Raw genomic sequence first — 25,074 nt, forward strand, 5'->3', positions numbered from 1 at the left:
ATTAATGGTAACGATTACGTGCTGCCCCCGGTTACTTACGTCGCATCCCTTGTTATCGGCTTGCCCCGTTGGCCACCTATTCCCATTGGCCACTCATCATTATCTCCCTGCCGTCATTGGCAGACTGTGTTTACTCTAGCGGTTTACGGCCGAAAGGATTATGCCGATTTCGCAAAATACTGTTGTGTGATCTCTGACAGCTATTGGGAGGAGAGATAAATTTGAAAGGGCTTGTTTGGGAAGGGGGATTTATCAAGATAGCGTCCTCTACTGCCATACCTGCCTGTAATACCGGTCTCAATTGCCGCATTGCGTTCAGGAGCGGCAGCCGTAACGTATGTTGCACCACAGCTTGCGGGAAAGATTCGATAAAAACCGCTAAATTCATTCGGATGTTGCGATAAAGTATAAAGATTACGGTGGTTTGAATCGGAGCAATGAATGCTTAACTTTAATCTGGAAGATGTCAGTCAGGTGCTGGTCGGGGCTTTTGCGCTGGCTGTGCCGATTTCTTTTTCGGAAGAAGCCTGGCGGTTGGGTGAAACGCTGCCGTTACCCAATTTACTGATGTTGCTGTGTTTATCGTTTTGCTTTCTTGGTTTTTTTGCGTATGAAAGTGTTTTTCAGGGCAATATCAGACACCGGGTCTTTGGTTTTTTCTTCCGTGTGGTGGTGGCATACCTGATCGCGGCAATGGTCGTGGGGCTGGTGTTGCTGGCGCTGGATAAACTGCCTCTGATGACTGACCCGTTAATGTCATTACGGCGGGTTATCGTGATTGCGATGCCGGCATCGATGGGCGCCATTGTGGTAGACAGTTTCGACAAGGAATAACGCCCTAAAAACAAAATAAACAACCTACATAAAAACCAGCGAATTAAGCCTAAGACTCGCGTTAACGAAAAAAAGTGCGTGCCCGGCAATCCAGAAAATAGCGATAAAACCTGGCCGTCGGGAGTGAATAAATAGCCGGGTGTCTCACCCTTGAAACCGCCGCTTTCAGCCATATATTGATCCGTAAGGAGCGATGAATTTTTCGCCTCTCGTTGATAATTTTGCTGGGTGCGCTGCCATGAAAACCAAGTCTCTGATGGTGTTGCCGGGCATTCATTTTGAAGTGAGTGAAACGGCATCCGATAGCCGCAGCCGTGAATGGCCGGCGGCTCAAAGTTTTCCTGTTTTTAAAAATGACACGGCCTTTACAGTGCCAAAGGTCCACTTTGTGGTCGCACTGTCTCCTGATGCCGTCATCGGGGCGTTATTGCGCCAGTACTATCCGCAGCATCTTCACTAGCGGAGTGGATGTCGTGTTAAACGGCTGAAAGTGATGTAAAAAGATAAAAGTGATGTAAAACTGATAAGAGGGTCGAATGCACTTGTGCTGAAGATGCTTGAGTTGATTGCTTTTGTAGCGAAGACATTGAATTGACGAAGCGGCAGCGTCTCTGAATGTTCAGGACGCTGCCGCTTTTGTTTTGTGCCGTTTTTATTTTTGCCACGGTCGCCATGTGTCACTTCATATGGGTCTGCCCGGCGTCGTTCTGCTTCGTATGACTAAGCTTCGTATAAATGAGCTCTGTATGACATCGCTGATTATTGGCTTGGCGCAGCTTCACTCTTTTCCGGGCTGGCCGTACTCTGGGTGGTATTCGTCCTCGCGGCCAGTTTATTGGCCAGCGAGTGCAGCTCCGGTAGCATGCGCTGAATCAGGTGTAACTGCTGCAGAACCATGCGGGCAGACGTACAGTCTTCATCCCGCCATTGGGCCAGACGCTGTTCCAAAAGGCTGTCTGAATCTGGTGCCTGCGCGCACACGTTGCCGTCAAGTTGTGCGGCCAGACAATCCAGATGCGCGTGGATCTGCCGGTGCGCCTGGGCAACCAGATGGTGCGTCTGCTCATCCTCCAGTCGGGTGCGGTGCGCGCCTAATGCCGAAATGTAACTCAGCATGGCATGGTTCAGGGTCAGAAAGCGGAAGCACTCATCGGTGGCCATCCGGTAGCGTCCCGGCTCAGACAGCATGTTGCTGATCGCCGTGCTCAGCTGGGCATCGGTATTATGCGCTTCTCGGCGGGCAATCCGGTAGCTCAGGCTGTCACGCTTGCCGATACGGTACTGGCCAATAATCTGGCCCAGATAATCCCGATTTGTCTGTATGGCCGCTGCCATCACCTTATGCAGGCGGCGAGCCTGCCAGTCCGGCAAAATAAAGCTCACCGCCAGCACCGCCAGTAAGCAGCCCAGCAGGGTATCGCCAAGGCGCGGCAGGATAACCGCAAAGCCTTCGCCTAACTGATTGAAACAGAACAGCACCAGCAGAGTGATAAACATGGTCGCCAAAGCGTAACTGGCCGCGCGGAAAGCGAAAAACAGGACGCCCGCTAAGACCATCAGTACCATCTGGCCTTCCTGACCCGGAAACAGAAACAGCAGAGGCATGCCGATTAACAGCCCGGCCAGAGTCCCGATAACCCGCTGCTTTAGACGTTGGCGGGTGGCGCCATAGTTGGGTTGGCACACAAACAGGGTAGTCAGCAAAATCCAGTAACCACGTTCTAAATCGAGGAACTGAATAAAGCCGTAGCCGACGGTCAGTGCCACGGCCATCCGAATGGCATGGCGGAACAGCATCGAGTTGGGATTCATCTGACTGATCAGCCGCTGCCAGCGCTCTTTCATGCTGTGCGCTTCGGTATCGGCCAGCTCTATGTCACTGTCGGTCTGGGCGGCATCGGGATTACTGACATTTGACAGCTGTCGCTCCACCGTCGCCAGGTTATTGAACAGATAATCCAGCTGGCTGAGGAAAATACGGTATTTGGGGTTTTGCTGGTTCTTCAGGTACAACAGCGATTCCTGAAGTTCATCCAGATTCCTGACACTGTCGGCGCCGTGAGAATAGGGTTTGCCCATTGCCAGAGCATCGGCAATTTCCCGGCAAGCATTGGCTTGGCTGGTCAGCAAGCGCTGGAACCGGAACAGGACGTCACTGCGCAGAAATTCTGCTGCCAGATCCTGATAACGGTAATGGGATGAACTGGCGCGTTCATGAATATCTTGCGCCAGAAAGTAAATTTTGAGGAAACGGTCACCGCTCGGGTTCAGATGTCCCCGCCGAACGCGGCGCAGCAGGTTTGCTTTGGCATTATTCAGCGCCGTCACCACTTTGGCATTTTGGCTGGCCGCCTCGATACGAAGCGGCTGTGGGTTCATGTTGGCGATGGGCTCAAACAGTTTGCTCTTGCAGTCCAGGTAGCTGGCAAATTCCGAGAAAACCGCCGCCAGTCCTTGCTGAACCGGCTGATTCGGCCACAGGATATGCCAGGTCAGTGACAATACCCCGTACCAGGTGGCGCCGCTGAGCAGAAGCAGCGGCTGATACCAGAGATTGGGACTTTGTGCGGCGCCGAGCATGGTATAGACCGCCAGCAGCAACGAGGCGAAAGCAATCGTGGCGTAGCGGGCACCGATCGCGCCCAGCATGATAAAACCGAAGGTCGAGATAAACAGACCCAGGGTGAATAAAATCGGGTAAGGGAACAGCAGTTCAATAGAGAAGGCGGCGACGGCGAAACAGGCCAGTGTCATCAGCAGCGATTTGATGCGACCACTGAGACTGTCATCGGTTTCAGCCAGTGCCGAGGCAATAATACCCAGCACCAGCGGGGTTACTTCTGAATTCGCATCAAAATACCAGCAAGGAAGGGCTACCCCCACCAATGCGATAAGTACCCGAACACTGAAATTAATACGATCTTTTGCCCAGTATTGGCGCAGGGTCAGTTTGAGTGGGTGACTTTGCATGGTAACTCTATCAATCCGTCGGAGTGCCTAAGATAGCAAAGTTTGTCTTTCAAAGGATATATATCCACAGAAAAAATGCTGTTAAGCCAAATTATTAGCAGAAATTTTACGCAAAAAGCAGTACTGAAGCTATGGTGAAATCAGAGTTCTTGATACTCTACCAGCAGTTTATTTTATGGCTCGGAGATTGCATTGCGAAGTGACCGTCTCTGGGCCAAGATTGATCGAGCATCAACGAACAAAATTTTGGTGACACAATGCGTTTAACAGCGGGGTGGCTGGCTCAGTGGCTCGCCCAAGGTGATTATTGCAGTATTGCATTAGGTGAGAATTGTCTGATTTTGGATAGTCAGACAGAAACAGAAGAAATCCCGTTTGATGAGTGGGATGGCGCGATTGCCGTACATCGGGGAGTGATGTGGGGCAGTTTTGAAATTACCTCTGCCGACCAGGAATACTGCTGGACGATTCACGGCTTACCCTGGCGGTACTGTAAATCGTTCGCCAATATGTTGCTGGAAGCGTACCGTAACTGGGCGCAGGGCCGAGTAGAAAAACTTGATTCGCTGCTGCCGGAGATGCTCAAACGCATTGATACGTTTACTTCTCAGGATGCCTACCTGCGTGAATCCGATCACCGCCGTCTTCATCATTTTCTGGACCAGTCGCTGGCGTCAACGGGGTTAACCCGAGAGCTGGCCGCGTCTTTTCGTCCACTGGCGTTTGATAAAGTCGAACCCTGGCTGGAAGGGAACGGTGAGTGGGTTGATACCTCAAACGAGAAATGGCTGGAAAAAGAAGCCGAAAAGTGGTCATCGTGGTTCGATAAGTTTGAATCTTCTCCGCTTAACCCATCACAGCGGGAAGCGGTGCTGATCAACCAGGATCATAACTTGGTGTTGGCGGGTGCCGGAACCGGTAAAACCAGCGTGCTGGTGGCGCGAGCAGGTTATCTGGTGGCTAACCAGCTTGCTCAGCCAGAAGAGATTCTGATGCTGGCCTTTGGCCGTAAAGCCGCTGAAGAGATGAGCGAGCGGCTGGCGGCGAAAGTGAACAACAACATTAAAGTCGCCACGTTCCACAGTCTGGGGACCCAAATCATTAAAGCGGTTGAGGGTGAAATGCCAAGTGTTTCGCCACTGACTCTGGATGAAAAAGCCCGTACCGACTGGTTGGCTGGCGTGTTGAAAGAGCAGTGGGAAAATGACACCTCAGCCCGTCGTTGGCAGAAACACCTGACCCAGTGGCGGATTCCCGGCTTCAAAGCTGAAAACTCGATGGAAAAGCAGGCGCGCAGTGAACAGCTGATCAACTGGGTATGGCGTCACATTGAGCTGATTGGCCAGCGCGGCGCGAACAAATCTCAGCTCAGTGACAGTATCGAGCAACATAGTCAGGACACCGCCAAGCCTCGCATGAAGAGTGAGCTGGCACTGCTGTGGCCGTGTTACCGTGCCTATGAGCAATACCTGAAAACCCACAAGCAGATTGACTTCAATACCATGATTCAGCGCGCGACTGAGTACGTGAAGGAAGGTAAGTTTGTGCCGACCTGGCGCTTTATCATGGTCGATGAATATCAGGACATTTCTCCGCACCGACTGGCACTGATTGAAGCATTGTGCCACTCCAAGCAGGCAGCGCAGAAGCCGACATTGTTTGCCGTCGGGGATGACTGGCAGGCGATTTACCGTTTTGCCGGTGCTGATGTGAATTTAACAACCGGGTTTGAAAAACGCTTTGGCGCCTGTCACATGACCGAGCTGGAGACCACTTACCGGTTTAACAGCATGATTGGTGAAGTGGCCAATGCCTTCATCCAGCAGAACCCGAACCAGCTTAAAAAATCGCTGACCAGTTTCAAGAAACAGAAGCGAAAAGCGGTGACGTTGTTGTGTCAGGATCTGATTGACCAGGAGCTGGCACAATTGGCGTCGCAGCACAGTGAGCCGGTGACGACCTTGCTGCTGGCCCGAAATAATAATCAGCGTCCGGAAAAGCTCAAGCAGTGGCAGGAAAAATGGCCACAATTGGGACTAACCTTCATGACCTGCCATGCAAGTAAAGGCCGTGAGGGCGATTACGTCTTTGTGCTCGATGTGAACCGGGGAGTGTTCCCGGCACCGGATCGTGATACCGGGCTGGCCGCTTGCTTGCAGGCGCGGGGCGAAAGCTTTACGGATGCAGAAGAGCGCCGCTTGTTCTATGTTGCCCTGACCCGTGCCAAGAAACATGTCTGGGTGTGTGCCGAGCCGGAGAAAACCTCGCCGTTTGTGAATGAGCTGATTGATGATAACTATCCGGTTGTCAATAAAATCAAGCGTGTGAAGGCCAAGCAAAAATAACCGCCGTCATCTGACGAGGTGATCACATACCTCTTGATGAATGAAAGATAAAACCCGCTGCGTTTTTGCGTCAGCGGGTTTTTTGTTATTGGTCGGATTAAGCACTTGGTGTTGTTTGCAGCAACGAGCGATCTAAACGTTTTGGTTAAGTCTATTTCCTAGGATCATCAGTTTTATTCCTCAGTACCTTGGCCAAAGCTTCCAAAGACGGCTTACTCCAAGCTGAGTACCAGCTTTCCGCTGTGTTGCTGACGTTTAAGCAACTCCAGTGCTTCAGGCAGCGCGTCAAAAGAGAAAACCTGACTGACCATGGCATCCAGTCGGCCCTCGGCGACCCAGTTTGCCAGCTGATTACCGATATCGGCCAGATGTTGGATGTGTTCGATCAAGCCATGGGCGTACGTGCCATGAAGGGCCACTTCATGAAGGCTGATCGCTTTGGTCGTGGCCATTAAGGGCACCTGATTAAACTGGTCGGCAATCATGACAATATGGCCGTTGTAGCGAATAAGCGCACTGAGCATGCTGCCGGATTTCGCCGAAATACAGTCGATGACCGCGTGTACCCGTTTATCTTCAGTCAGCTCAATCAACCGCATGGCCGTATTTTCGGTTTCCGGATCAATGACATGATCGGCACCGTAATCGTACAACCGCATGTGGTGCTGGTTTTCAGCGATGGCATAGACAGTTGCTCCCGCCTGTTTCGCCAGTTGTACCGCAAAGCCGCCTACGCCACCACCGGCACCGGAAATAACTACGCTTTGTCCGGTTTGTAACCGCAATTTGTCGTGCACTGCCAGCCAGGCCGTATAACCGGCGCAGGGCAAGGCCGCGGCATCTGTGAAGCTGACCGTCTCCGGCAACCGGCTGACGGCATAAGCTTTTGCCAGCGTATATTCCGCAAAACCACCTGCAACCCGGGGATCGAGAAAGCACATGACCCGGTCTCCCGGTCGAAAATGCCGGACGGAATCCCCCACGCTGGCAACCGTTCCCGCGACGTCCAGGCCAATAATGTGAGGATACGACCAAGTGGCGTAGCCCCAGTGTGCCAGTTTGTAATCGATGGGGTTGAGCCCGGCAGCATTCACCTTGATACAGACCTCATCGGCTGCTGGTGTCGGGCGGGATGCCCGAGAGAGTTTAAGGCACTGAATGCCCTCGGGTTGAGTCAGTTTCCATGCTTTCATCAGCCACCACCTGGAAAATTATAAGAATTTAGTGTTGTCGTTATCTTATTAACCATAAACCAAATTATTGAAAACGGGGGCGAATCATCCGCTTGGCGGGTTTGCTGAACTGTCAGGCTGAGCTGGTGTGATACTTAACCGGTGTGGTGCTTAATAGCTGGACTGTTTATCAGAAGAACAGGTGAGGGGATTAACCATGGCTGTGAAAAATGGTTTGGCACAGGTTGTGGGTACAAACGATTCGCTAAGCAATGTAGGTAAAACCGGTCAGGCTAAAACAAGACAGTCTCAAATAGGTCAGGCTAAAGCAGCTAAGAAAGGAGTCGGTGAAAACAAACTGGCTGCCATCACGCCGATTGAGGGCAAAACAGGCAGCCAGAGGAGTCAAATTTCATGGGGCAGGGGGTGATTAGCCCAGACGTTCATCCAGGTACGCGTTGTAATCCGGAATCTCGATCTCCACCTCTTCACTCAGCATTGGCGAAGAAATCATGAAGTTTGCACTGGCGCGGTTAGTGGCAACCGGCACATTCCAGACCGCTGAGATACGCAGCAGGGCTTTGACATCCGGATCATGCGGCACGGCATTGAGGGGATCCCAGAAAAAGATCATCATGTCGATTTTGCCTTCGGAGATCAGTGCGCCTAACTGTTGATCGCCGCCCATAGGGCCACTGAGCAGGCAGTTCACTTCCAAGCCAGATTCGCGGGCAATCAGGTGGCCGGTTGTACCGGTGGCATACAGAGTATGGCCGATCAGCTTGTCCTTGTGCTCGAGCACCCATCTCAGCAGATGAGATTTGCAGTTGTCATGCGCAACAAGGGCAATATGTTTTTGAGGTTGCATTTTACGGGTTGTTACGTGCATCTGGCGCTCCAGTTTGCAAATAGATAACTTGAGTAAGTCGGTCAGGGCTTCCGTCACTGGAAAACACCTGAAAGCTGCGGTTATAACTACCAGAGCCCGTCGCCGAAGTACAAATAATTCTGTTGAAATCAAAGATAGTTAACAGAAAACTCAGTGACAACCTCATGCCATTGGTGATTGCACCCGACGCTGCCTGTGTACTGTTAAGGCGGACCTACACTGAAGACCGGGCGGAACTCTGCGGGTGACAAAGAATCGGCGATCACAGCGTCCGGCAAATGGGAGGGCGTCAGCCCTTCGACCACCGTGGCGAGATCCAATTCGACAGGCTGATGTTCTAAATAGCGAACGGCCTGATCGACGGATAACATGGCCTGTTGTGCCATTTTATCCGTCGGGGCAAAGAGGATTTTGTGCCGCAGTAAGCCACGATATACCCCGTGACTGAGGTAGGTCGAGACCACATGAACTGTCTGTTCACGCTGGCTGGCGCGAAGTTCGCTGACGGCAACCTCGGCGGCGACGGCTCCCCCGACGATATAGTCGATTGGCTGGTCACTGGCGAAAAGCTGCTGGATAAGATTGCGTTGCAGCTCTTTGCTGTTATCGGCCCACAGTGTGGTCACAACCTGAATGTCACTGCCTGCGATGGCATCAAGGAATCCTTGCACGACAGGCTTGGTTCCACCGCGGCTTTGAGGCCCCGGTAACAAGGCCACCCTGACCACTCCGCTGCCTTTAGGATGACGTTTTGCCAGAAATTCTCCGGTTGCTTTCCCCATCTCCGTCCAGTCCAGGCCGACCCGTGCAATGACGGTGCTGGCGCTGTCCGGATTCTGCGTATCGAGATAATTGATGGTGGCAAATACTGGGATCTGGCCGGTGATCTTACTCAGTTGCCCGTCGTAGGCATGGCTGTCGACAGTACCGAGAATAATGGCATCTGCCCCCCATTCCCGGCATGCTTCCAGCTGTTCAATCTGGCGGGAGAGGTTTGGGTAGCCTCCGGCTTCCAGTACTTTCAGGCGAACGCCGAGCTGGCGGGCATGTTCCACCATCCCGTAATTGACCGACAACCAATATGAATCTTTCAGGTGCGGGTACACAGCGCACAGTTTCCAGGGCTGGCTGGCCGCTTTAAGCGGCTGATAGTGTATGGGGGTGCCTGCTTTACCTGCGGCAAAAGGTGGTTTAATACTCAAGACATCATCGGCATAGACCGGAGCGCACAACGCCAGTATCAGGATCGAGTGCAGTGGCGTGTTTGCCAGCCGCTTAATTCCTTGCGACTTAGTCCCTTGCGGCTTAGTTCCTTGTAACGTAGTTACCGAAAGACGGGTTACCAGGTATGTCCAAAGCTTAGACAGCAGGACACCGGCTCGATGTAACCGGGCGGTGGAAAATCTGGCAAAGTAGGTATCAAAAGCCGGTAACTTCATAACATTCATCACGACAAAACCAAGGGAGCGGGTTCGATAAACATCAGCGGCCACTATGGCAGTGCTGGTGGTTGTGTGTTTCGATGCGGCCTCGGCTTGATCCGAGTTGCCTGCAACTTACTGACAGTCAGGTATAATACCATTTTTAGCGTTTTCTGTGAGCCGTGGGTCTGACACTGTTAAGTGAATGGTCGGCGGCTTTATACCTCGTGGTTGATAAATATGACACTTACTCCCCGTGGCATTGGTCAGAAATTACTGATCGCCTTTTCGATGATGGCCGGATTGATGATGATCGCGGTTGTTATCGGTGTAGCTGGTTTTTCGCTGGTGGCACAAACGGAACGAACGGTGATCAATTCGGCGGTACCGGCGCTGGCGGAAGCGCGTCAGTTATCAGATCTCAGTACCCGCATTATTTTCAGTGCGCAGGTGCTGGCCAAATCCAAAGATGAGCAGGAACGTGAGCGACAGGGGAAATCGCTGACGGTCCATATCCAGTCACTGAAAAAAAGCCTTGATGCGCTGGAGCAGTATTCGTTTGCCCCAGAGCTGATGCAGCAGCTGGAGGCGGATGTTGACAGTATCGTCCAGAATCTGGCTCAACTCGGCCTGCTGGTGGGGCGTAAGCTGCAACTGGCAGAGCAGGTGGAGCATCAGAATCAGGCGCTGACGGCAGCGACCATACAGATTGACTCGCTGTCTCAGTCGCAGGTCTCCAATGCCAATACTATCGCGGTGGCGAACGTTGCCCGTATTTACGATCTAGTCAAGCAAGGAGACGATCAGGCCGTTTATCAGGCGTTAGACAGCCTGGTGGAAGTCGACATGGATCTCAGCGAGCGCCTGTTTGAACTGCGTTTCCTGTCATTGCAGGTCATCAATCTGCTGGATGATACCAGCCGCGTGACCAATCAGGAGGCGCTGGATAACCTGAAGCAACGTTTTAGCTATGCGGTATCGGTGATGCACCAGCGGGTGAAATCGGTTGAAGATCCCAGTCGTTCACAGCAGTTACTGACGTTTACGACCAAACTGAACCAGTCAGGAACATTTTTTGATGACTTGTCGTCCTTGATTCAGGCCCGGCAGGACGTCGAGCGTATGGAGCAGCAAAACTTGTTGTTGTTCCAGCAGCTGAATCAGACCGTTGATGACATTATCACCGCTGCGAACACCGGGACAACGCAGGCGGTGACGCAGGTTGAGCAAACCCTGACCGTTGCCCGTAACAGCCTGATTGCCATTTCGGCGCTGGGGATGGTCGCCTTGGTGCTGATTATGTGGCGCTATGTGTATGCCAGGGTGATTCGCCGGATTAACGACTACAGCCAGGCGCTGATGTCACTGGCACGGGGCGATCTGGCAATTCGTCTGACGACCCAAGGTGATGACGAACTGGCACAAATGGGCAGGGCCATCATGGTTGCCCGTGACACCGCTTATGAACGGCATCGTCTGGCACAGGCGGAAGCTGCCGCCCGGCATGAACTGCAGCAACATAAAAACAGTCTGGAGCGTCAGGTCGCCGAACGAACCAGCCAGCTGGAGCAGGCCAATAACCAGCTTAATGAAGAAGTGAAAAACCATGCTCAGGCCCGTGCTGAAGCCGAGCAGGCCAACCGTGCGAAATCAGCGTTTCTGGCGACCATGAGCCATGAAATCCGCACCCCGATGAATGGGGTATTGGGCACCGCATCCCTGCTAGCTGATACCGGTCTTACCGCGCAGCAGGCACATTATCTGGATGTAATAAACCGCAGTGGTGTCACCCTGTTGGATATTCTGAATGATGTCCTGGACTACTCCAAAATTGAGGCGGGACACCTGGATATCCGGCCTGCGGATTTTTCCCTGCCGGAACTGGTCAGGGATGTCCGTGACATGTTGCTGAGCCGAGCTGAAGCAAAGCATTTGGCGTTGGTGACAGACATTGACGACGGTGTCGGAGATATCTGGCTGGGCGATGCTACCCGATTGCGTCAGGTGCTGGTCAATCTCATTGGTAACGCGATCAAATTCACCGAGCATGGGCAGGTTTCGCTGTATATCAGTGCTTCGGTGCATCAGCCGGGGCGGTTGCTGTTTGAGGTAGAAGATACCGGTGTCGGGATTGCATCAGCCGAGCAGGCGACGATTTTCGATGCTTTCCAGCAAGCGCAGGACGGACGAAACAAAACCGGTGGCACCGGACTCGGATTGGCGATCAGCAAACGTATTGTTGAAGCGATGGGCGGAGAGATTGGCCTTACCTCGCAGCTTGGGGAAGGCAGTTGCTTCTGGTTCACCCTCACGCTGGAGCCGGGTGAGCGTCAGGCGGTAAATGTTGATACTGCCGCTGTTCAGTCATCATCTCCTCAGGTTTTGGCTTCTCAGGTCTTGGCTTGTCATATGTCGGCTTCTCAGGTATCGGCCTCTCACGCGAAAGTGTCAGCGATGGCTCCGGCGCACATTTTGCTGGTCGAAGACAACCCGGTTAATAGCCTGGTCGCGGAAGGGTTTTTGCGGCGACTGGGACATTCGGTGAGGGTGGCTGAGAATGGAGCAGAGGCAGAAGCCTTGTTTGCTGCTGAGCGTTTTGATATTGCGCTGCTGGATATCAACCTGCCGGATACGGACGGCGTCGCGTTACTGGCCCGTTTACGCGCATCAGATGCAAGCAAGGCGGAGATCCCGATGGTGGCGTTCTCGGCCCATGTTTTTAATGAAGATGTCGAACAGTACCTGAATGCCGGTTTTGCCGGTTTCCTGCCCAAACCGTTGGTTGAACACCAACTGGTGGATGTCATCGGGCAGCTGTTGGGCGGGCAAGAACGCGTTTGTCCCTCGTCTGCGTTGGTGAGCGATGTGTCGGCAGCAGAAGATGTGGCGGCAGCAGAAAAAACCATAGAGAAAAACGATGCCATCCCAAAAGAGGCCGTGAAGAGTAAGGAGGCCTGCAAAGTGAATAAGGAGACCCGCACAGTGAGCGACCAAACAGACACGGAGAAGGTTCCACTGCTTGATCCTCAAGTACTTGGCGGAGATTTGCAGGTACTGGGTAAAGAGATGGTGACGAGAATGATTCATCTGTTCATCTCGTCCTCCACAGAAACATTACGACAGCTGGATGATGCCTTGACTGACAATAATCCTAAGGCTGTCGCCAGTCAGGCGCACACCCTGAAGGGGGCGGCTGGCACCATGGGGCTCACCCGCTTGTTTCAGGTCTGTCTGAGGTTTGAAAAAGCCGGAAAACAGGGGGAAGTCTCGGCTCTGAATATGGCGGATCTGGAAGCGGTGTATCAGGCGTCAGTGGCACAGCTTCAGGCTGAGTATGTCCCGGATGATAATGCCTGACAGCCGGTTTCAGCCAGTAAGCCAGGTTGAGCAGTACAAGGCCGGTATTCAACCGACTTTGTACACTTTTGGTTTGGTACGACCGGCAGAAGGTTACTGCGCTTGTCCTGTGTCTGCCGGGGCAATTAGCAATTCGAAACGTTCGTTGCCCCGTAAATTTTCAAAGTCTTTCTCTTCCGCGGCCAGTTCTTTGAGCGATACGCTGTCTTCAACCGCGCGTTCCAGATCGTTAATAGCCTGCTCTTCGGCGCCCAGACAGGAGTAAGCACAGGCGCGCTGATACAAAGCATGGGCGTTGGATGAATCCAGTTCCAGCACCCGGTTACACAAGCTGAGTGCCCAGTGGAACTCACGCATTTCCATCACGGCATCGGCTTTGTAGGTCAGGGCTTCCAGGTCGCCCGGTCGAATCTTCAGGATCTCATCATACACTTCCACTTTTTGCTCCGCTGTATGCAGGTTGTGGGAGCGCAGCCAGAGGTTGTGGATCTCATTGATGATCTCAATCTCTTTGTTATTTTGCGTAATGATGCGGGTTTTACGCTTCAGATCTTGCTCAAGGCGCTGGAATTTCTTCTCGTATTGCTGAGCAATATCTTTCAGCTGCTGTTCGGCCACTTTTTTGGTGTTATCTCTCAGCTCGCGAAGTGATTGCCAACCGATAAACGCAAATAGCGAAGCCGCACCGGCAATCAGGTAGAAGAAATAGGTGACGGTGACATTGGCGTAGTTCATGGATTTATCCGCAACGGCCAGCTCGCGGTCAGTGATTTCTTTGATCATCCGGCGTTCAATATCCTGCTGATCCTGACGCAGACTTTTCAGCTCATCCAGCACATAGCGTTCCATCAACGGTCTGTCATACAGGTCCTGTTCGGAATATTTTTCGGCCGCCAGGGCGGAAAATGGCAAGAGTAAACAAGCGAGGAGGGGGAAAACACGAAATATCATCAGCAGAACCTTATGGGGTTGAATGTGAGCCGCAGCGGGTAGAGCTAAAGTTTAGGGTAACAAGGCCAGGTTCAAATTGAAAGGCGGGGTCAGACAAGGCTGTCTGTAGTGCGGAAAGAAAAAGGCAGCGGGTATGACGGCGAAGCACGGTGCAGATTTCGCCTGTCATACGCTGTGGCATCAGAGAAATGACTGCCTGCTTAGGAGGTTATAAGGTATTCAATGGGCACGAAATAGGCAGAGCATCCTCCGCATTCAACTGGGGGTTAAAGTCGTATAGCCCCCGGATTTCTGAACGGCTGCCACCAGCGCTTTTCGCTGTTTAATCCGGGTCTGTTCTTGTGCAGACAGGGTGGTTGGCGTTACTGATTCACCTGTACGTGTGTCAGTTTGAGCATGTGGGTTGGAATTTTCCTGAACGTGACTGGCAAAGGCAAAATCTTTATCAAAAATCAGCATGATGCGATCCCCTGAGTAGTTTGGTTAAGTCGCCGGGATATCGAATAAGCAATATCAACCGCAACAGTCGCAGCTATATTGTGGTGGGGTGGTTAAAAAAGCATCACCCTCGGTGCGTCATTTCAGGGAGGAGAACCGCGGGCGTAGATACCTGTTTTTTCACCGCTTCAGGCGTAGAAACCGCAAAACCACAAACAGGCGGCAGAGGATAACGCAGGCATTTCGTGAATGCCAGGCATCATTACGGTAGAATTGTTGATAGAAATGCCCGAGTTTCACCATAGGTTGAAAAGAATGTCAGAACAACATGAAGAATATGAAGTAGAAGCAATTGGTGTGGAGGTGAATGCTCAGCCTATTGAACTCTACAAAGTCCTGAAGATCGCGAATGCAGTCAGCGGTGGTGGCGAAGCGAAATTTGTCATTGCGGAAGGGTATGTCGCCGTAAATGGTGAGCTTGAGCAACGTAAGCGTCGCAAAGTGTACGATGGCGATGTCATTGAATTTAATGAAGAGTTTTACCTGGTCATTTGTGACCAGCCGATCACTGAGCAGCCTTCAAAACCTTCTGCATCATCTGCTGATATGGCTTCTTCAGCAGATACGGCAGCTTCAGTAGAAAAAGCATCGTCAGCCGTACGCAGCGAAAAAAACGCTTCTCGTCAAGGGGCTGAAAAAGGCAAGCGTCAGGCGGCTCCTGGTCGTTCACCGTCGAAAAAGGGAAAAGGTAACGCTAAGTCATCTGGCAATAGCAAAGCTGCCCGACGTGGAAAGAGTGCCGGTCAGGGGGCTAACCGAGCGTCCGGTCCGGCAGATAAAGCAACTGGTCGCAAACCAATCAGTTTCTAACGGTGTCAGCTTAGGTGTGTTTCAACGTTTGATAGCGCTGAATCACAGATAGGTAGACAGGCAGATAGGATATATAGCAAAACCGCTGCAGTCATATGCCGCGGTTTTTTTGTTAAATGGCCTGTCTCTGGCTGTTTACGTTTAGCCAGGTGCTTTGTCCACAGTAAAGGGCGAGAGCGTGGGGAAATCGAATCCGGAGGCGGATTTGATGTCAATATCCTCAATGCGTGTATTTTTCATCCTGTCGGTTTGGTTTATATTGGCCTCTTTCTCGTTAATTTTCTTGCAGTTATAAGGACAGTATTTTGCTTGGAACGCACAAATACACGCTGGCAGGTTGTCTGGCTATCCTGATGTGGAGCACCATTGTGGCTTTTATCCGGAATGTCGCCGAGCAACTGGGGCCGGTAGGTGGAGCCGCGATGATTTATACCGTCAGTACGGCGCTGCTAGCGATTTTCATCGGATTGCCTCGACCGGGGCGTTTTTCCCCAAAATATCTGTTGGTGGGCGGAGCCTTGTTCGTCAGTTATGAAATGTGTCTGGCGCTGGCATTAGGCATGGCTAATGATCGTCACCAAACCGTCGAAATGGGGGTCATCAATTATCTCTGGCCCTGTCTGACGGTGTTGCTGGCGGTAATGGTCAGTAAAAAGCGGGTCAGCCTGTTGCTGTACCCGGCGTTAGCGCTGGCGTTTCTGGGAGTGGCTTGGACGGTCAGTGGCGATGAAGGACTTTCTCTGAGTCAGATAGCGGCGAATGTCGCCACGAACCCTGTCAGTTACACATTGGCCTTTGTCGGCGCTTTTATCTGGGCAGTGTACTGCAACGTGACCAAACGCCTGGCTAACGGAGAAAACGCCATCACCTGGTTTTTCATGGCGACGGCGCTGGCGCTGTGGGCAAAATACTTCATGTCTGATGAGCCTGCCATGGTGTGGTCGATGGGGGCAGTGACAGATCTACTGTTTGCCGCCGTCGCTATGGGGGCGGGCTATGCGCTGTGGAATATCGGCATTATTGGCGGCAATATGATGTTATTGGCGACGCTGTCATACTTTACCCCGATATTCTCGACTTTTTTTGCGGCAGTGCTGCTGGATATCGAGTTAACGACCGCATTCTGGCAGGGAGTGATCATGGTGACGCTGGCCTCATTGGCTTGCTGGTGGCTGACCAGAAAAACGTAATCAGGGTAAGTCCGGTGTATTTCGCTACTTTTGGTTAAAAAGACAGCGAAAGTTGTGAATAAACCTCACTGCGCTCGAGCATCTTCTTGCATTCTTTCTCCGGTGGATGAAACCGGCATTCTCATGTTTATTGTCTTTGTTCTCGTATTGTAAGAATTAATCCTTCCTTTATCGTTTCTTTTCTTGCAATGTGAGAGTGGTGGTTGTGGTGAAAGCGCGGATAAGAGTTAATGAGCTTGTCAGCGTAATCCGGACTTTCAATGGGTTGCAATGAGTAACAATGGGCAGAAGTGAACCGTCCCAATGACCAATAAATACAAACTAAACGCTAACGAAAAAATGCTTCAGGTATTGATGCACATTGCATCGGCAGATGAGCCGATCACGGCGCAGTGCCTGAGTGAACAAACAGGTATGCCGACCAGCAGTATGTATCGCTACCTGGTGATCCTGAAAAACTGGAACCTGATTGAAGAAAGCCCACGTCAAAGCTGTTACAGCATTGGCCCGGCAGCGCTTCAGTTGCTGCGCAACTTTCAGCAGTTTTCACCGCTATCTGGCGGCGTACACCAGGTATTAAAGCGGGTTCAGCAGCAAACCGGCGAGATGGCCGCGTACTTGGTACCCGTAGGGTTCCGGGCGCTGTGTATGGCCCGAATTGACAGTCCTCATGCACTGCGTTGTGCCTATGAAGAAGGTCAGAGCCAGCCACTGATTCGCGGGGCATCTGCCAAAGTGATTCTGGCACATTTGCCGGAGCAGCGGATTTTGTCAACGCTCTATCACTTCGGGATCACTGAGCCTGAAGAGACACAGAAGTGGCAGCAGGAGCTGGCGGAGATCAAGCAACAAGGATATGCCATCAGTACTTCTGAGTATGACCTTGGGGTGTCTGGGGTGAGTGCCCCGGTCTTTTCCGGAAACAAAATTGTAGGTGCTGTCAGTGTTATGGCACCGGAAGACCGGGTACTGAAAAGGAAAAACCAAATTATTTATGCCGTGTTGCAAGCGGCCAGGGTATTACCACCCGATTCTTAATTGACAGACAGAATACGGTTTTAAGGAGCAATCATGCTGGATTTTAAACGTTGGTTTTCATTTTCGTTACCTGCCGGTCGTGCAGTAACCCAACAATCCCTGGCCATGATTGAACCTTATGCCGAGCAGCGTAAGGCGGGAGCCGTCGTGCTGGGAATGGCCAGTGATCTGAGCCTGAATTATTACGACAGCCTGATCGGAACCAAGGAAGGCCCGGACAGTATCCGCCGTATGCTGGCAAAACTGCCCGATTTAGGTGCCATGCCACTCTATGACGCCGGAGTGATTGAGGAAGAAGTCACTACGGAAGGGCGGGCAACCGGTAGCGCAGGCTTTGAAGCCATGCGAACCCGCCAGTATGAGCGGTTATGCGGTATGCTGCGTGCAGGGCACTTTCCAATTGTGCTGGGGGGCGGTCATGAAGTGGCTATCGGCAGTTTTCAGGCATTGTCTGACACCTTGCATCAGGCGAGTGACGGCATCGAAGACGGGATGGCTCAGCTGCCAAATGCCGGGCAAACCCGAATCGGTATCATCAATATTGATGCTAATTTTCAGTTGCGACGCAGTCTGGCGGTGCGCGCCGGTTCGGCGTTTCATTCGGTAGCCAGCTTTTGCCAGGAGCACCATCGGGAGTTTCACTACCTTGGATTAGGGATGTGTGACCATACCAACTCTCAGGCTACCTTTGCTTATGCTCGTGAACTGGGAGCTGACTGGCTACTGGATCGTGAGATGAAAATGAAAAACCGTAAGCGGATTCAGGCCACCATTGAGGCGTACCTGGCACGGGTCGATCATGTGCATCTGAGTCTGGATTTGTCGGTGTTTCCGTCACTGGTTGCTGAAGGGGTGAATTTATCCCGGATTTACGGGGTAAACCTGCCTGTGGTTGAAATGGTGATCCGGCAGATCATGGAAAGTGGTAAGGTGCGCATCATGGATGTTACCGGGCTGAATACAGAATTTGATTATCAGGGTGATACCGCGCGATTAGCAGCCAAGTTGATTCGCCACGCCCTGAAATCGGTTTCACCCTGATTGCTGATTATCAGCGCTCATTACGTTTATTCGAAATTTCCTCTTAACCTAGTTTGAGTCAATTGACTGAGGCTCCCCAGCCAGGGAGCCTTTTTTTATTTGTTGTTTCTACGTTGTGATTTTTTCTCTGGCCGCTTTCCTAGCATCCACTGTTCTTCTGACGGCAGCACTTATCAGCCTTTGTTCCGACTCTTCTTTTTTCATATTGTTTCTGCGCGAGCTGAAAGCCGGCAAATCAACGCAGGCAAAGCAGGGCTGGAAAATAAGAGTAGGCAGATTAACGCAGCTAAATCAAAACGGTTACCTTCACATCCGAACCACAAAAAACACCATAAAAATTGACTGTGGTGCCAGCTAAAAACGACGGCATTGAGTATTCAAAATACGAAGCAGAGCTAAGCTTATATGCAGAGCCAGGTTGATATAAAGAGAATAAAAAAACGTTGGCTGCTGGTTAACGGCCAAAATTTCACATTTATGCTATTAAATATCGGTTGATGGTAATTTTTTATTTTAACACTGTTAATAAATTCGATATTTTATTGGTGTAAATGTTTACTATCTTGTGGCTCGCCTTAAAGTTGAAAATGCACATAAAAAGGCGACAGGCTAAGGTTAGACTGAATAAGGAGAAAGGCCATGAAGAAATGGGCTGGGTTTGCAGGTTTAGGTCTGGTAATGGCGGGAACAAACGTAATTGCCGGTGAACCTGCTTTTGACTGTACAAAAGCGCATGGTGAAGTTGAGAAAATGATTTGCCGTGACAGTGGGCTGGCCGCGCTCGATCAAAAAATGCAGAAGGTGTTTGATCAGGCGATGCTGGCTTATCCGGAGACGGAAAAACCATTACAACGTGCCATGCAGCGTGGTTGGATTAAAGGGCGTAACGAGTGCTGGAAAGATGTGGATGTACGCGCGTGTACCGAGTATGAGTACAAAACCCGCATCATTGATTTGCAGATCACCAGTGGCCAGTTGGAAGTACCTCAGGCTGTTGCGCTTGACTGTAATGACAACAGCCAGCCATTTACCGCCGTGTTCTACGAGCAGACGGATCCGAAAAGCGCTGTGCTGACGCGCGGCAATGATCAGATCATTGTGCTGGCCAAGCCAACAGCAAGCGGCACTAAATATGTCGGTCGTAATGTGACATATAACGAACACCAGGGTGAGATTAAAATTAATTGGTTTGATAATAAGTTAGAATGTAAGGCTAAGCGTTAATGCTGTACGCAGGGCAGAGGAATGAGGTTGAACACAAAAGCTTTTATTAAACCCTTTATTTTAGGTTGTCTGACTGTCGGCTGTGCTGCGGCATATGCAGAGCCGATGCGAGCGACACTGCCGGATGGTCGGCAGGTGATCTTATTTGATGACAATACCTGGCAATACGATACCCCGTCAGTGTCGCCGGGCGCCACGCGTGCTCCGGTTCGTCAGGGTCAGAACAGCCCGGCCTCACTGCCTATTCCTCCCAAACCCGGGGCCGGAGCGGCAGCGGTTGCCGTTGGTACGTCAGCTTCTGCCTCCGGCCACGCAGGTCAGGCATCAGCATCCCAGCAGGCTATGGCCACGATCCCGGGGGATATGATCATCCCAGGAAACGGCAAAGTGGTTGGTGTTCATGAGCGCAGTGGCATTGAGCTGACGTTGCAGGCCGCCAGTTACCAGAATGGCGAACTGGTGATTCCGACACGACTGAAAAATGACGCGACAGACGCGGTGGTGCTGGTGGAGCTGGAACTACGCCTTCGTAGCCGAAGCGGCGATGTGATTGCCCGTGAAAAGCACAAAGTTTGGACGTCTGTTAAGCGAATGCCGGAAACGTATTTCCGTCCCGGCACTGAGCGTACCGGTCGGGAAATCAGGCTGAAAGTCCCGCAGGCTGAGCAGTATTTCCTGGAAACAGAGTTCTTAACTGTCGAGCAGTGGTGAGCGGCTTACTGATTTTTGTTTGCTGTGATATCGCTGCAGTTCATGTTCGATGTGTTGGTTGTTTTCCTGCAGAAGCAGATCCAGATGCGACGGATAGTTGTTGTCGCGACTTTTCATGTACGCGGCCAGCAACTTAACGTCGTCCGGGCGTGGTCGATAGCTCAGGTTCGGAAAGGCGTGGTAAATCGTATGAATGGCTTCGAGCAGTGCTTCTGATGGTTGGCGGCTCATAATGATTACGCTTCGTCACTGTAGGTTTGATTCAAGACAGGGCGCATTGTAAAAACCCTTTATGACAACCTTGTTGCATCGTGTGAACTGACTGACGTTAAACGTAAAAATGGAAGGAAAGCCGGATTACTTATCCGGCTTTTTTATTGCTGATTGCGGGGACAGAAGGCGGCAGAGTGGCTTCTCAGCGCGTTTTTCGGTATCGACCTAATAGCGAGCCTTTGAGCGAGTGCCTTGGTGTTGAAAGTTACCGCTCAGCTCTGTAATCCGTAAAAAGTGACGAATAAAAGTAACAAATAAAAATAACGGCTTTAAAACACGCAAAAAACAGCCCAAACGCAGGGTAATCGCTTAACTCTTGCCGGTTATTTCAGATGCCGAGCCGGACATCCATTGCAGGATAAAGTCGGCCACTTGCTCAGGTTGGTTGAGATCCAGTTGTGGTAAGTGGCAACCTTGGGGGGCAGGGGCATCAGAGGCAAACGCGATAATGTAAGGGTCCTGCGGATAGAGCAGTGGTTTGCCATATTCCGGACGATGAATCTCAATCTTGGCGATGGACTCGTCGCGAAAACCCTCAACCAGCACCAGATCCAACTGGCTGTGATCCAGTTGCGCCACGCATTCTGCCAGTTGCGGCTCATCCCGTTCCGGCTCCGGATATTCAAAATACAGCATGTGGCGTTCTTTCGTGGCTAGTAAAGTCTGAGCACAGCCGGCATGCCGCAGGCGATAACTGTCTTTACCCGGTTTATCAGGTTCAATTGTGTGATGACTGTGTTTGATCAAACCAAGGCGGATTCCCTTTTGTTTTAAAAGGGGAATGAGTTTTTCCAGCAGCGTTGTTTTACCGGAGCCGCTGTAACCGGCAAAGCCGATAATCGGTGTCATAGGGCAGATAGAATCAGGGAACCAGACTGGAAAGTGTAACTAAAGCCGCGGCATAGAAAAAGCCTGCCTCAAGCGGTTTGTTTTGTCAGTGGTCAGGCATGACATACTGTTGCTGCCATACCATTTGTATCAATAGTGAGTGCGCCGGCTATTTTCTCCATGAGTGTCATGTTTCCGGCTACAGTTATTGTGTAGTTCACAGGCATCTGCTATTACCAAATACAGGTACAGCGGAAAAATGCTTACCAAATCTGCTGTCCATTGTTTTGACAGGATGTCGTGGTATTGACAGCAGGTTCCTATCTAACGCATCAGGGAGAGTGCAATGTGGGCAACATTGGATTTTGAAGCGTCGGGACTGTCCGATCAGTCTTATCCCATCGAAGTCGGCTATTCATTGCCGGATGGTTCAGGAAACAGCCTGTTAATCAACCCGTTGACCGCCAGCGATGTCTGGCAACACTGGGATGAGTTCGCAGAGCAGGAAATTCATCAAATTACACGGGAAAAGCTGCACGCTGAAGGGGTGCAGGTCAGTGAAGTCTGCATGCATCTGAATGCGGTACTGGGTAAATATGAACGTGTATTTTGCGACAGCCAGTGGGACCTGTTCTGGTTGGGACGGCTGTATCATGCCGCTCATATGCGACCGTCATTTTTTCTGACAGAAGTCGGACTGTGGTTGATGCAGGAAAACGGTATTGAACGGGCGCACTTTCAGCAGGCGCTGGCTGAGTTGGGGCCGGCTAAGCACCGTGCCGAGTCGGACGCCAGACAGATACGACTCGCGATCAGCCAGGTGATGAGATAATTACGTTTCCGGGAAACGTTGCTCTCTGAACTGGTTATGGTCTGAAAATGACGAACGTCCGGGACGTTCACGGTAATGCGTATAAACGGTATTGTACTGATTTTACAGCCGTATATACTGGCAGTGCTTAACCAAACGTCCCCAATCTATCATCGTCAGGATATACTTTTGCAGCCTCAAGCTCCGTCTTCTTCGCAAACGTCTTCATTGCCGCCTTCTGTGCGTGTTGCAGTCTTCAATATTTCAATGTCAGATCCCCAGCCGGGAAAAATCCATCAGCGGCTCAAGCAAAAAGATGAGCCCCGTTTTACGAAACTGGCTGCGATTATTCAGCATGTTCGCCCGGATGTACTGTTGCTGTGCGAGTTCGACCATCCTGGAGAAGGGGGAGATGATGGGGCTCTGGCACTGTTCTGCGCTGAATATCTGGAAGTACCGCAGCATGGACAGACCCCGATTACTTATCCTTATCGCTACGCGCCGCCCACTAATACCGGCCTGGCTATGAATGTCGATATTGATGGCGACGGAGAAATCACACTGCCTAACGATGCTCAGGGGTTTGGTGAGCATCACGGGCACTTTGGTTTTGTGCTGCTTTCCCGCTATCCCATTAACATGCGGGAAATCCGAAGCTGGCAACGGTTTCTGTGGCAGGATCTTCCAGACCACCTTATGCCAAAGGGCTATTACCCTGAGGCCGCGCAGGCTGCGTTAAGGCTGTCATCAAAAAATCACCTGGATATTCCGGTGGAAATTCACGGGCAGGCACTGCATCTGCTGTGTTGTCATCCGACCCCGCCGGTGTTTGACGGGGAAGAGAAACGTAATGCCCGGCGAAATCATGACGAGCTGGTGCTGATGCGGGCGATCATCGAGAACAGCGATTTCCTGCGTGACGATCAGGGCAACGCGGGTGGCTTGTCGGTTGGCAGCGATTTCGTGGTTATGGGGGATTTGAATGCAGACATGATGGATGGCGATGGAATGAAATCGGCAATTCGTCAGTTATTGCTGCATCCAAAGGTGCACCGTTCGGTGGCGTCCGGGCGTATGACGCCTAAAAGCCTTGGCGGGCGTTTTTATCGCCCCTGGCAACCCCGGGAGGGACGTGCCAGTGAATGGACGCATCTGTCAGGACTGCGGCTGGATTATGTGTTGCCATCGGCCTCTCTGGATGTGTTGCAAAGTGGTGTTTTCTGGCCCGATAAGAAAGATCCGTTACGGGCGCTGATCACCGACGAAACGGGGCGGGACCGGCCTCAGGCAGGTTCAGACCACCGTTTAGTGTGGGTGGATATCGCCTTGAAAAGACGCGAGATCTGACATCGGCGCAGAATGGTTTAATTTCCGGTTCTGGCCTACGCTTTTCAAAAGCCTATGAGCCAGAGACAGGGAGTAGACCATGCCTCAATCGCGCAAATCAGCTGCTCAGCATGCCGAATCACACAAGCTGGATCCCAAAAAGCCGCTAGGAGGGGAAGGGCTGCGCGGTCAGACTGCCGGGTCAACCGCTTTGTGTACGGTCGGGAAAACCGGAACCGGTTTGACTTACCGCGGATATGATATTTCTGATCTGGCTACCAAGGCCGAGTTTGAAGAAGTCGCGTTTTTGTTGCTGAAAGGCAAGTTACCCAATCGTGCGGAGCTGGCCAAATACAAAAATACCCTTGTCGCGTACCGTGGCCTGCCAATGGCGCTGAAAACAGTGTTAGAAGCGATACCGGCTACGGCTCATCCGATGGATGTGATGCGCACCGGTTGTTCGGTACTGGGCAATCTGGAACAGGAACACGATTTCAGCGAAGAGCACGATAAAGCGGATCGCCTGCTGGCGTTGCTGCCCGCGATCATCTGTTATTGGTATCGGTACAGCCATCATGGGGTCAGAATTGAAACTTACAACGACCAGTCCAGCCTCGGCGGTTTTTTTCTGCATATGCTGACCGGCACACCGCCTTCTGACATGTTCAAGCAAGCCATGAACTGTTCCCTGATTTTGTACGCTGAGCATGAGTTTAACGCCTCCACGTTTGCTGCTCGGGTATGCGCTTCAACACTGTCGGATATTCATTCCTGTGTCTGCGCTGCCATCGGCACGCTGCGAGGCCCGCTACATGGTGGGGCAAACGAAGCGGCGATGGACATGATTGAGCAATGGCAGTCGCCGGATGAAGCGGAACAAGGTATCCTGAAAAAACTGGCCAACAAGGAAAAAGTCATGGGATTCGGCCACGCGATTTATCGGGAAGCCGATCCCCGAAACGCGCTGATTAAAGTGTGGGCTGAGAAGCTTTCGAAAGATGCCCATGACCCTGTGCTGTATGATATTTCTGTTCGGGTCGAAGAAGTGATGAAGCGGGAGAAAAACCTGTTTTGTAATGCCGACTTTTTCCATGCACCGGCGTACCATTTTATGGAAATACCGACCAAACTCTTTACGCCAATTTTTGTGATGAGCCGGGTGACCGGATGGGCGGCCCATGTGTTTGAACAACGTGCTCACAACCGCATTATTCGCCCGAGTGCGGACTATATCGGCCCCCCACCTCGCGACTGGGTAGCCATTGAAGATCGGCACTGAACATGGCTCGTTTTGGCGTTAACGTTCAAGTTAAAGTTAAAGTTAAAGGTGTATCGTTGAAAGCGTGGCTCTTGTTACTGTTTGGTCAGTGAACGTTGGCGAGAGC

Annotated in this window: 22 protein-coding genes; 14 read left to right on the forward strand and 8 right to left on the reverse strand. The window is 51.7% G+C overall.

All coding sequences use genetic code 11. The features are described 5' to 3' along the window. The first annotated feature begins 441 nt into the window (after window positions 1–441). A complete protein-coding gene (locus C9I92_RS12500; RefSeq protein WP_047883441.1) occupies window positions 442–834 on the forward strand; it encodes a DUF2391 family protein in 393 nt (130 codons plus the stop codon). 238 nt (window positions 835–1,072) lie between these two features. Continuing rightward, the gene (locus tag C9I92_RS12505; protein ID WP_146149689.1) at window positions 1,073–1,294 is read left to right on the forward strand and encodes a hypothetical protein; all 222 of its coding nucleotides are present in this window, start codon (window positions 1,073–1,075) and stop codon (window positions 1,292–1,294) included. Window positions 1,295–1,593: 299 nt separating this feature from the next. Here C9I92_RS12505 and yccS read toward each other — a convergent pair whose 3' ends face one another. Then, entirely contained in the window at window positions 1,594–3,804 is a 2,211-nt protein-coding gene (gene yccS, locus C9I92_RS12510; RefSeq protein WP_047883443.1) for a YccS family putative transporter, read from the reverse strand. Between the two features lie 257 nt (window positions 3,805–4,061). On the opposite strand from yccS, the gene helD reads away from it, so the two are divergent. Then, a complete protein-coding gene (gene helD, locus C9I92_RS12515) occupies window positions 4,062–6,149 on the forward strand; it encodes a DNA helicase IV (protein WP_047883444.1) in 2,088 nt (695 codons plus the stop codon). Between the two features lie 212 nt (window positions 6,150–6,361). Here the strand turns inward: helD and C9I92_RS12520 are convergent, their stop codons facing one another. Beyond that, complete coding sequence (locus tag C9I92_RS12520) at window positions 6,362–7,342, reverse strand: zinc-binding dehydrogenase (RefSeq protein WP_047883445.1); 981 nt, start codon at window positions 7,340–7,342, stop codon at window positions 6,362–6,364. A gap of 196 nt (window positions 7,343–7,538) precedes the next feature. Between C9I92_RS12520 and C9I92_RS12525 the strand changes: the two genes are divergently transcribed. Then, window positions 7,539–7,751, forward strand: coding sequence for a hypothetical protein (locus C9I92_RS12525; RefSeq protein ID WP_047883446.1), 213 nt, complete (start codon window positions 7,539–7,541; stop codon window positions 7,749–7,751). Here the strand turns inward: C9I92_RS12525 and C9I92_RS12530 are convergent, their stop codons facing one another. Beyond that, entirely contained in the window at window positions 7,752–8,210 is a 459-nt protein-coding gene (locus C9I92_RS12530) for a methylglyoxal synthase (RefSeq protein ID WP_047883619.1), read from the reverse strand. It abuts the gene before it with no gap. A 203-nt stretch (window positions 8,211–8,413) separates the two neighbouring features. Then, a complete protein-coding gene (gene torT / locus C9I92_RS12535; RefSeq protein ID WP_047883620.1) occupies window positions 8,414–9,481 on the reverse strand; it encodes a TMAO reductase system periplasmic protein TorT in 1,068 nt (355 codons plus the stop codon). 390 nt (window positions 9,482–9,871) lie between these two features. On the opposite strand from torT, the gene torS reads away from it, so the two are divergent. Then, a complete protein-coding gene (gene torS / locus C9I92_RS12540) occupies window positions 9,872–12,988 on the forward strand; it encodes a TMAO reductase system sensor histidine kinase/response regulator TorS (protein ID WP_047883447.1) in 3,117 nt (1,038 codons plus the stop codon). Window positions 12,989–13,081: 93 nt separating this feature from the next. Here the strand turns inward: torS and C9I92_RS12545 are convergent, their stop codons facing one another. Together C9I92_RS12545 and C9I92_RS12550 are read right to left on the reverse strand one after the other, a co-directional pair. Beyond that, complete coding sequence (locus tag C9I92_RS12545) at window positions 13,082–13,939, reverse strand: TPR end-of-group domain-containing protein (protein WP_047883448.1); 858 nt, start codon at window positions 13,937–13,939, stop codon at window positions 13,082–13,084. A gap of 255 nt (window positions 13,940–14,194) precedes the next feature. Then, a complete protein-coding gene (locus C9I92_RS12550; RefSeq protein WP_047883449.1) occupies window positions 14,195–14,398 on the reverse strand; it encodes a hypothetical protein in 204 nt (67 codons plus the stop codon). A 294-nt stretch (window positions 14,399–14,692) separates the two neighbouring features. On the opposite strand from C9I92_RS12550, the gene C9I92_RS12555 reads away from it, so the two are divergent. The 6 genes from C9I92_RS12555 (at window position 14,693) to C9I92_RS12580 (ending at window position 20,451) form a co-directional block, all read left to right on the forward strand. Further along, the gene (locus tag C9I92_RS12555) at window positions 14,693–15,247 is read left to right on the forward strand and encodes an RNA-binding S4 domain-containing protein (RefSeq protein ID WP_047883450.1); all 555 of its coding nucleotides are present in this window, start codon (window positions 14,693–14,695) and stop codon (window positions 15,245–15,247) included. A gap of 305 nt (window positions 15,248–15,552) precedes the next feature. Further along, a complete protein-coding gene (gene yddG / locus C9I92_RS12560) occupies window positions 15,553–16,437 on the forward strand; it encodes an aromatic amino acid DMT transporter YddG (RefSeq protein ID WP_047883451.1) in 885 nt (294 codons plus the stop codon). Window positions 16,438–16,740: 303 nt separating this feature from the next. Then, on the forward strand, window positions 16,741–17,475 hold the full coding sequence (locus tag C9I92_RS12565; protein ID WP_047883452.1) for an IclR family transcriptional regulator: 735 nt from the start codon (window positions 16,741–16,743) through the stop codon (window positions 17,473–17,475). Window positions 17,476–17,508: 33 nt separating this feature from the next. Beyond that, on the forward strand, window positions 17,509–18,516 hold the full coding sequence (locus C9I92_RS12570; protein ID WP_242551853.1) for an arginase family protein: 1,008 nt from the start codon (window positions 17,509–17,511) through the stop codon (window positions 18,514–18,516). 639 nt (window positions 18,517–19,155) lie between these two features. Then, window positions 19,156–19,740 (forward strand): MliC family protein, encoded by a 585-nt coding sequence (locus C9I92_RS12575; RefSeq protein WP_053061701.1) that lies wholly within the window; start codon window positions 19,156–19,158, stop codon window positions 19,738–19,740. Between the two features lie 27 nt (window positions 19,741–19,767). Beyond that, window positions 19,768–20,451: a DUF3157 family protein gene (locus C9I92_RS12580; protein ID WP_047883453.1), complete on the forward strand. Its 684-nt coding sequence runs from the start codon at window positions 19,768–19,770 to the stop codon at window positions 20,449–20,451. Here the strand turns inward: C9I92_RS12580 and C9I92_RS12585 are convergent. Together C9I92_RS12585 and mobB are read right to left on the reverse strand one after the other, a co-directional pair. After that, the gene (locus C9I92_RS12585) at window positions 20,431–20,682 is read right to left on the reverse strand and encodes a hypothetical protein (protein ID WP_047883454.1); all 252 of its coding nucleotides are present in this window, start codon (window positions 20,680–20,682) and stop codon (window positions 20,431–20,433) included. The genes C9I92_RS12580 and C9I92_RS12585 overlap by 21 nt on opposite strands. A gap of 351 nt (window positions 20,683–21,033) precedes the next feature. Beyond that, window positions 21,034–21,573 carry a molybdopterin-guanine dinucleotide biosynthesis protein B gene (mobB, locus tag C9I92_RS12590; RefSeq protein ID WP_047883455.1) on the reverse strand — a complete coding sequence of 180 codons (540 nt, stop codon included), beginning with the start codon at window positions 21,571–21,573 and terminating at the stop codon, window positions 21,034–21,036. 325 nt (window positions 21,574–21,898) lie between these two features. Between mobB and C9I92_RS12595 the strand changes: the two genes are divergently transcribed. The 3 genes from C9I92_RS12595 (at window position 21,899) to prpC (ending at window position 24,968) form a co-directional block, all read left to right on the forward strand. Beyond that, the gene (locus C9I92_RS12595) at window positions 21,899–22,384 is read left to right on the forward strand and encodes a hypothetical protein (RefSeq protein WP_047883456.1); all 486 of its coding nucleotides are present in this window, start codon (window positions 21,899–21,901) and stop codon (window positions 22,382–22,384) included. Between the two features lie 246 nt (window positions 22,385–22,630). After that, window positions 22,631–23,710, forward strand: a complete 1,080-nt coding sequence (locus C9I92_RS12600) for an endonuclease/exonuclease/phosphatase family protein (protein WP_047883623.1) — start codon at window positions 22,631–22,633, stop codon at window positions 23,708–23,710. 79 nt (window positions 23,711–23,789) lie between these two features. Next, a complete protein-coding gene (gene prpC / locus C9I92_RS12605) occupies window positions 23,790–24,968 on the forward strand; it encodes a bifunctional 2-methylcitrate synthase/citrate synthase (protein WP_047883457.1) in 1,179 nt (392 codons plus the stop codon). The last annotated feature ends 106 nt before the right edge of the window (window positions 24,969–25,074 follow it).

It is taken from the genome of Photobacterium ganghwense (assembly GCF_003025595.1).
Classification (GTDB): domain Bacteria; phylum Pseudomonadota; class Gammaproteobacteria; order Enterobacterales; family Vibrionaceae; genus Photobacterium; species Photobacterium ganghwense.

Excerpts from the sequence above, each read along its gene's own strand:
- C9I92_RS12505 (WP_146149689.1), top strand. The coding sequence starts at position 1,073 with ATGAAAACCAAGTCTCTGATGGTGTTGCCGGGCATTCATTTTGAAGTG.
- yccS (WP_047883443.1), bottom strand. The coding sequence starts at position 3,804 with ATGCAAAGTCACCCACTCAAACTGACCCTGCGCCAATACTGGGCAAAA.
- C9I92_RS12570 (WP_242551853.1), top strand. The coding sequence starts at position 17,509 with ATGCTGGATTTTAAACGTTGGTTTTCATTTTCGTTACCTGCCGGTCGT.
- helD (WP_047883444.1), top strand. The coding sequence starts at position 4,062 with ATGCGTTTAACAGCGGGGTGGCTGGCTCAGTGGCTCGCCCAAGGTGAT.
- C9I92_RS12565 (WP_047883452.1), top strand. The coding sequence starts at position 16,741 with ATGACCAATAAATACAAACTAAACGCTAACGAAAAAATGCTTCAGGTA.
- prpC (WP_047883457.1), top strand. The coding sequence starts at position 23,790 with ATGCCTCAATCGCGCAAATCAGCTGCTCAGCATGCCGAATCACACAAG.
- C9I92_RS12530 (WP_047883619.1), bottom strand. The coding sequence starts at position 8,210 with ATGCACGTAACAACCCGTAAAATGCAACCTCAAAAACATATTGCCCTT.
- C9I92_RS12550 (WP_047883449.1), bottom strand. The coding sequence starts at position 14,398 with ATGCTGATTTTTGATAAAGATTTTGCCTTTGCCAGTCACGTTCAGGAA.
- mobB (WP_047883455.1), bottom strand. The coding sequence starts at position 21,573 with ATGACACCGATTATCGGCTTTGCCGGTTACAGCGGCTCCGGTAAAACA.
- C9I92_RS12555 (WP_047883450.1), top strand. The coding sequence starts at position 14,693 with ATGTCAGAACAACATGAAGAATATGAAGTAGAAGCAATTGGTGTGGAG.
- C9I92_RS12500 (WP_047883441.1), top strand. The coding sequence starts at position 442 with ATGCTTAACTTTAATCTGGAAGATGTCAGTCAGGTGCTGGTCGGGGCT.
- C9I92_RS12575 (WP_053061701.1), top strand. The coding sequence starts at position 19,156 with ATGAAGAAATGGGCTGGGTTTGCAGGTTTAGGTCTGGTAATGGCGGGA.
- torS (WP_047883447.1), top strand. The coding sequence starts at position 9,872 with ATGACACTTACTCCCCGTGGCATTGGTCAGAAATTACTGATCGCCTTT.
- C9I92_RS12595 (WP_047883456.1), top strand. The coding sequence starts at position 21,899 with ATGTGGGCAACATTGGATTTTGAAGCGTCGGGACTGTCCGATCAGTCT.
- C9I92_RS12600 (WP_047883623.1), top strand. The coding sequence starts at position 22,631 with ATGTCAGATCCCCAGCCGGGAAAAATCCATCAGCGGCTCAAGCAAAAA.
- C9I92_RS12525 (WP_047883446.1), top strand. The coding sequence starts at position 7,539 with ATGGCTGTGAAAAATGGTTTGGCACAGGTTGTGGGTACAAACGATTCG.
- C9I92_RS12585 (WP_047883454.1), bottom strand. The coding sequence starts at position 20,682 with ATGAGCCGCCAACCATCAGAAGCACTGCTCGAAGCCATTCATACGATT.
- C9I92_RS12520 (WP_047883445.1), bottom strand. The coding sequence starts at position 7,342 with ATGAAAGCATGGAAACTGACTCAACCCGAGGGCATTCAGTGCCTTAAA.
- C9I92_RS12545 (WP_047883448.1), bottom strand. The coding sequence starts at position 13,939 with ATGATATTTCGTGTTTTCCCCCTCCTCGCTTGTTTACTCTTGCCATTT.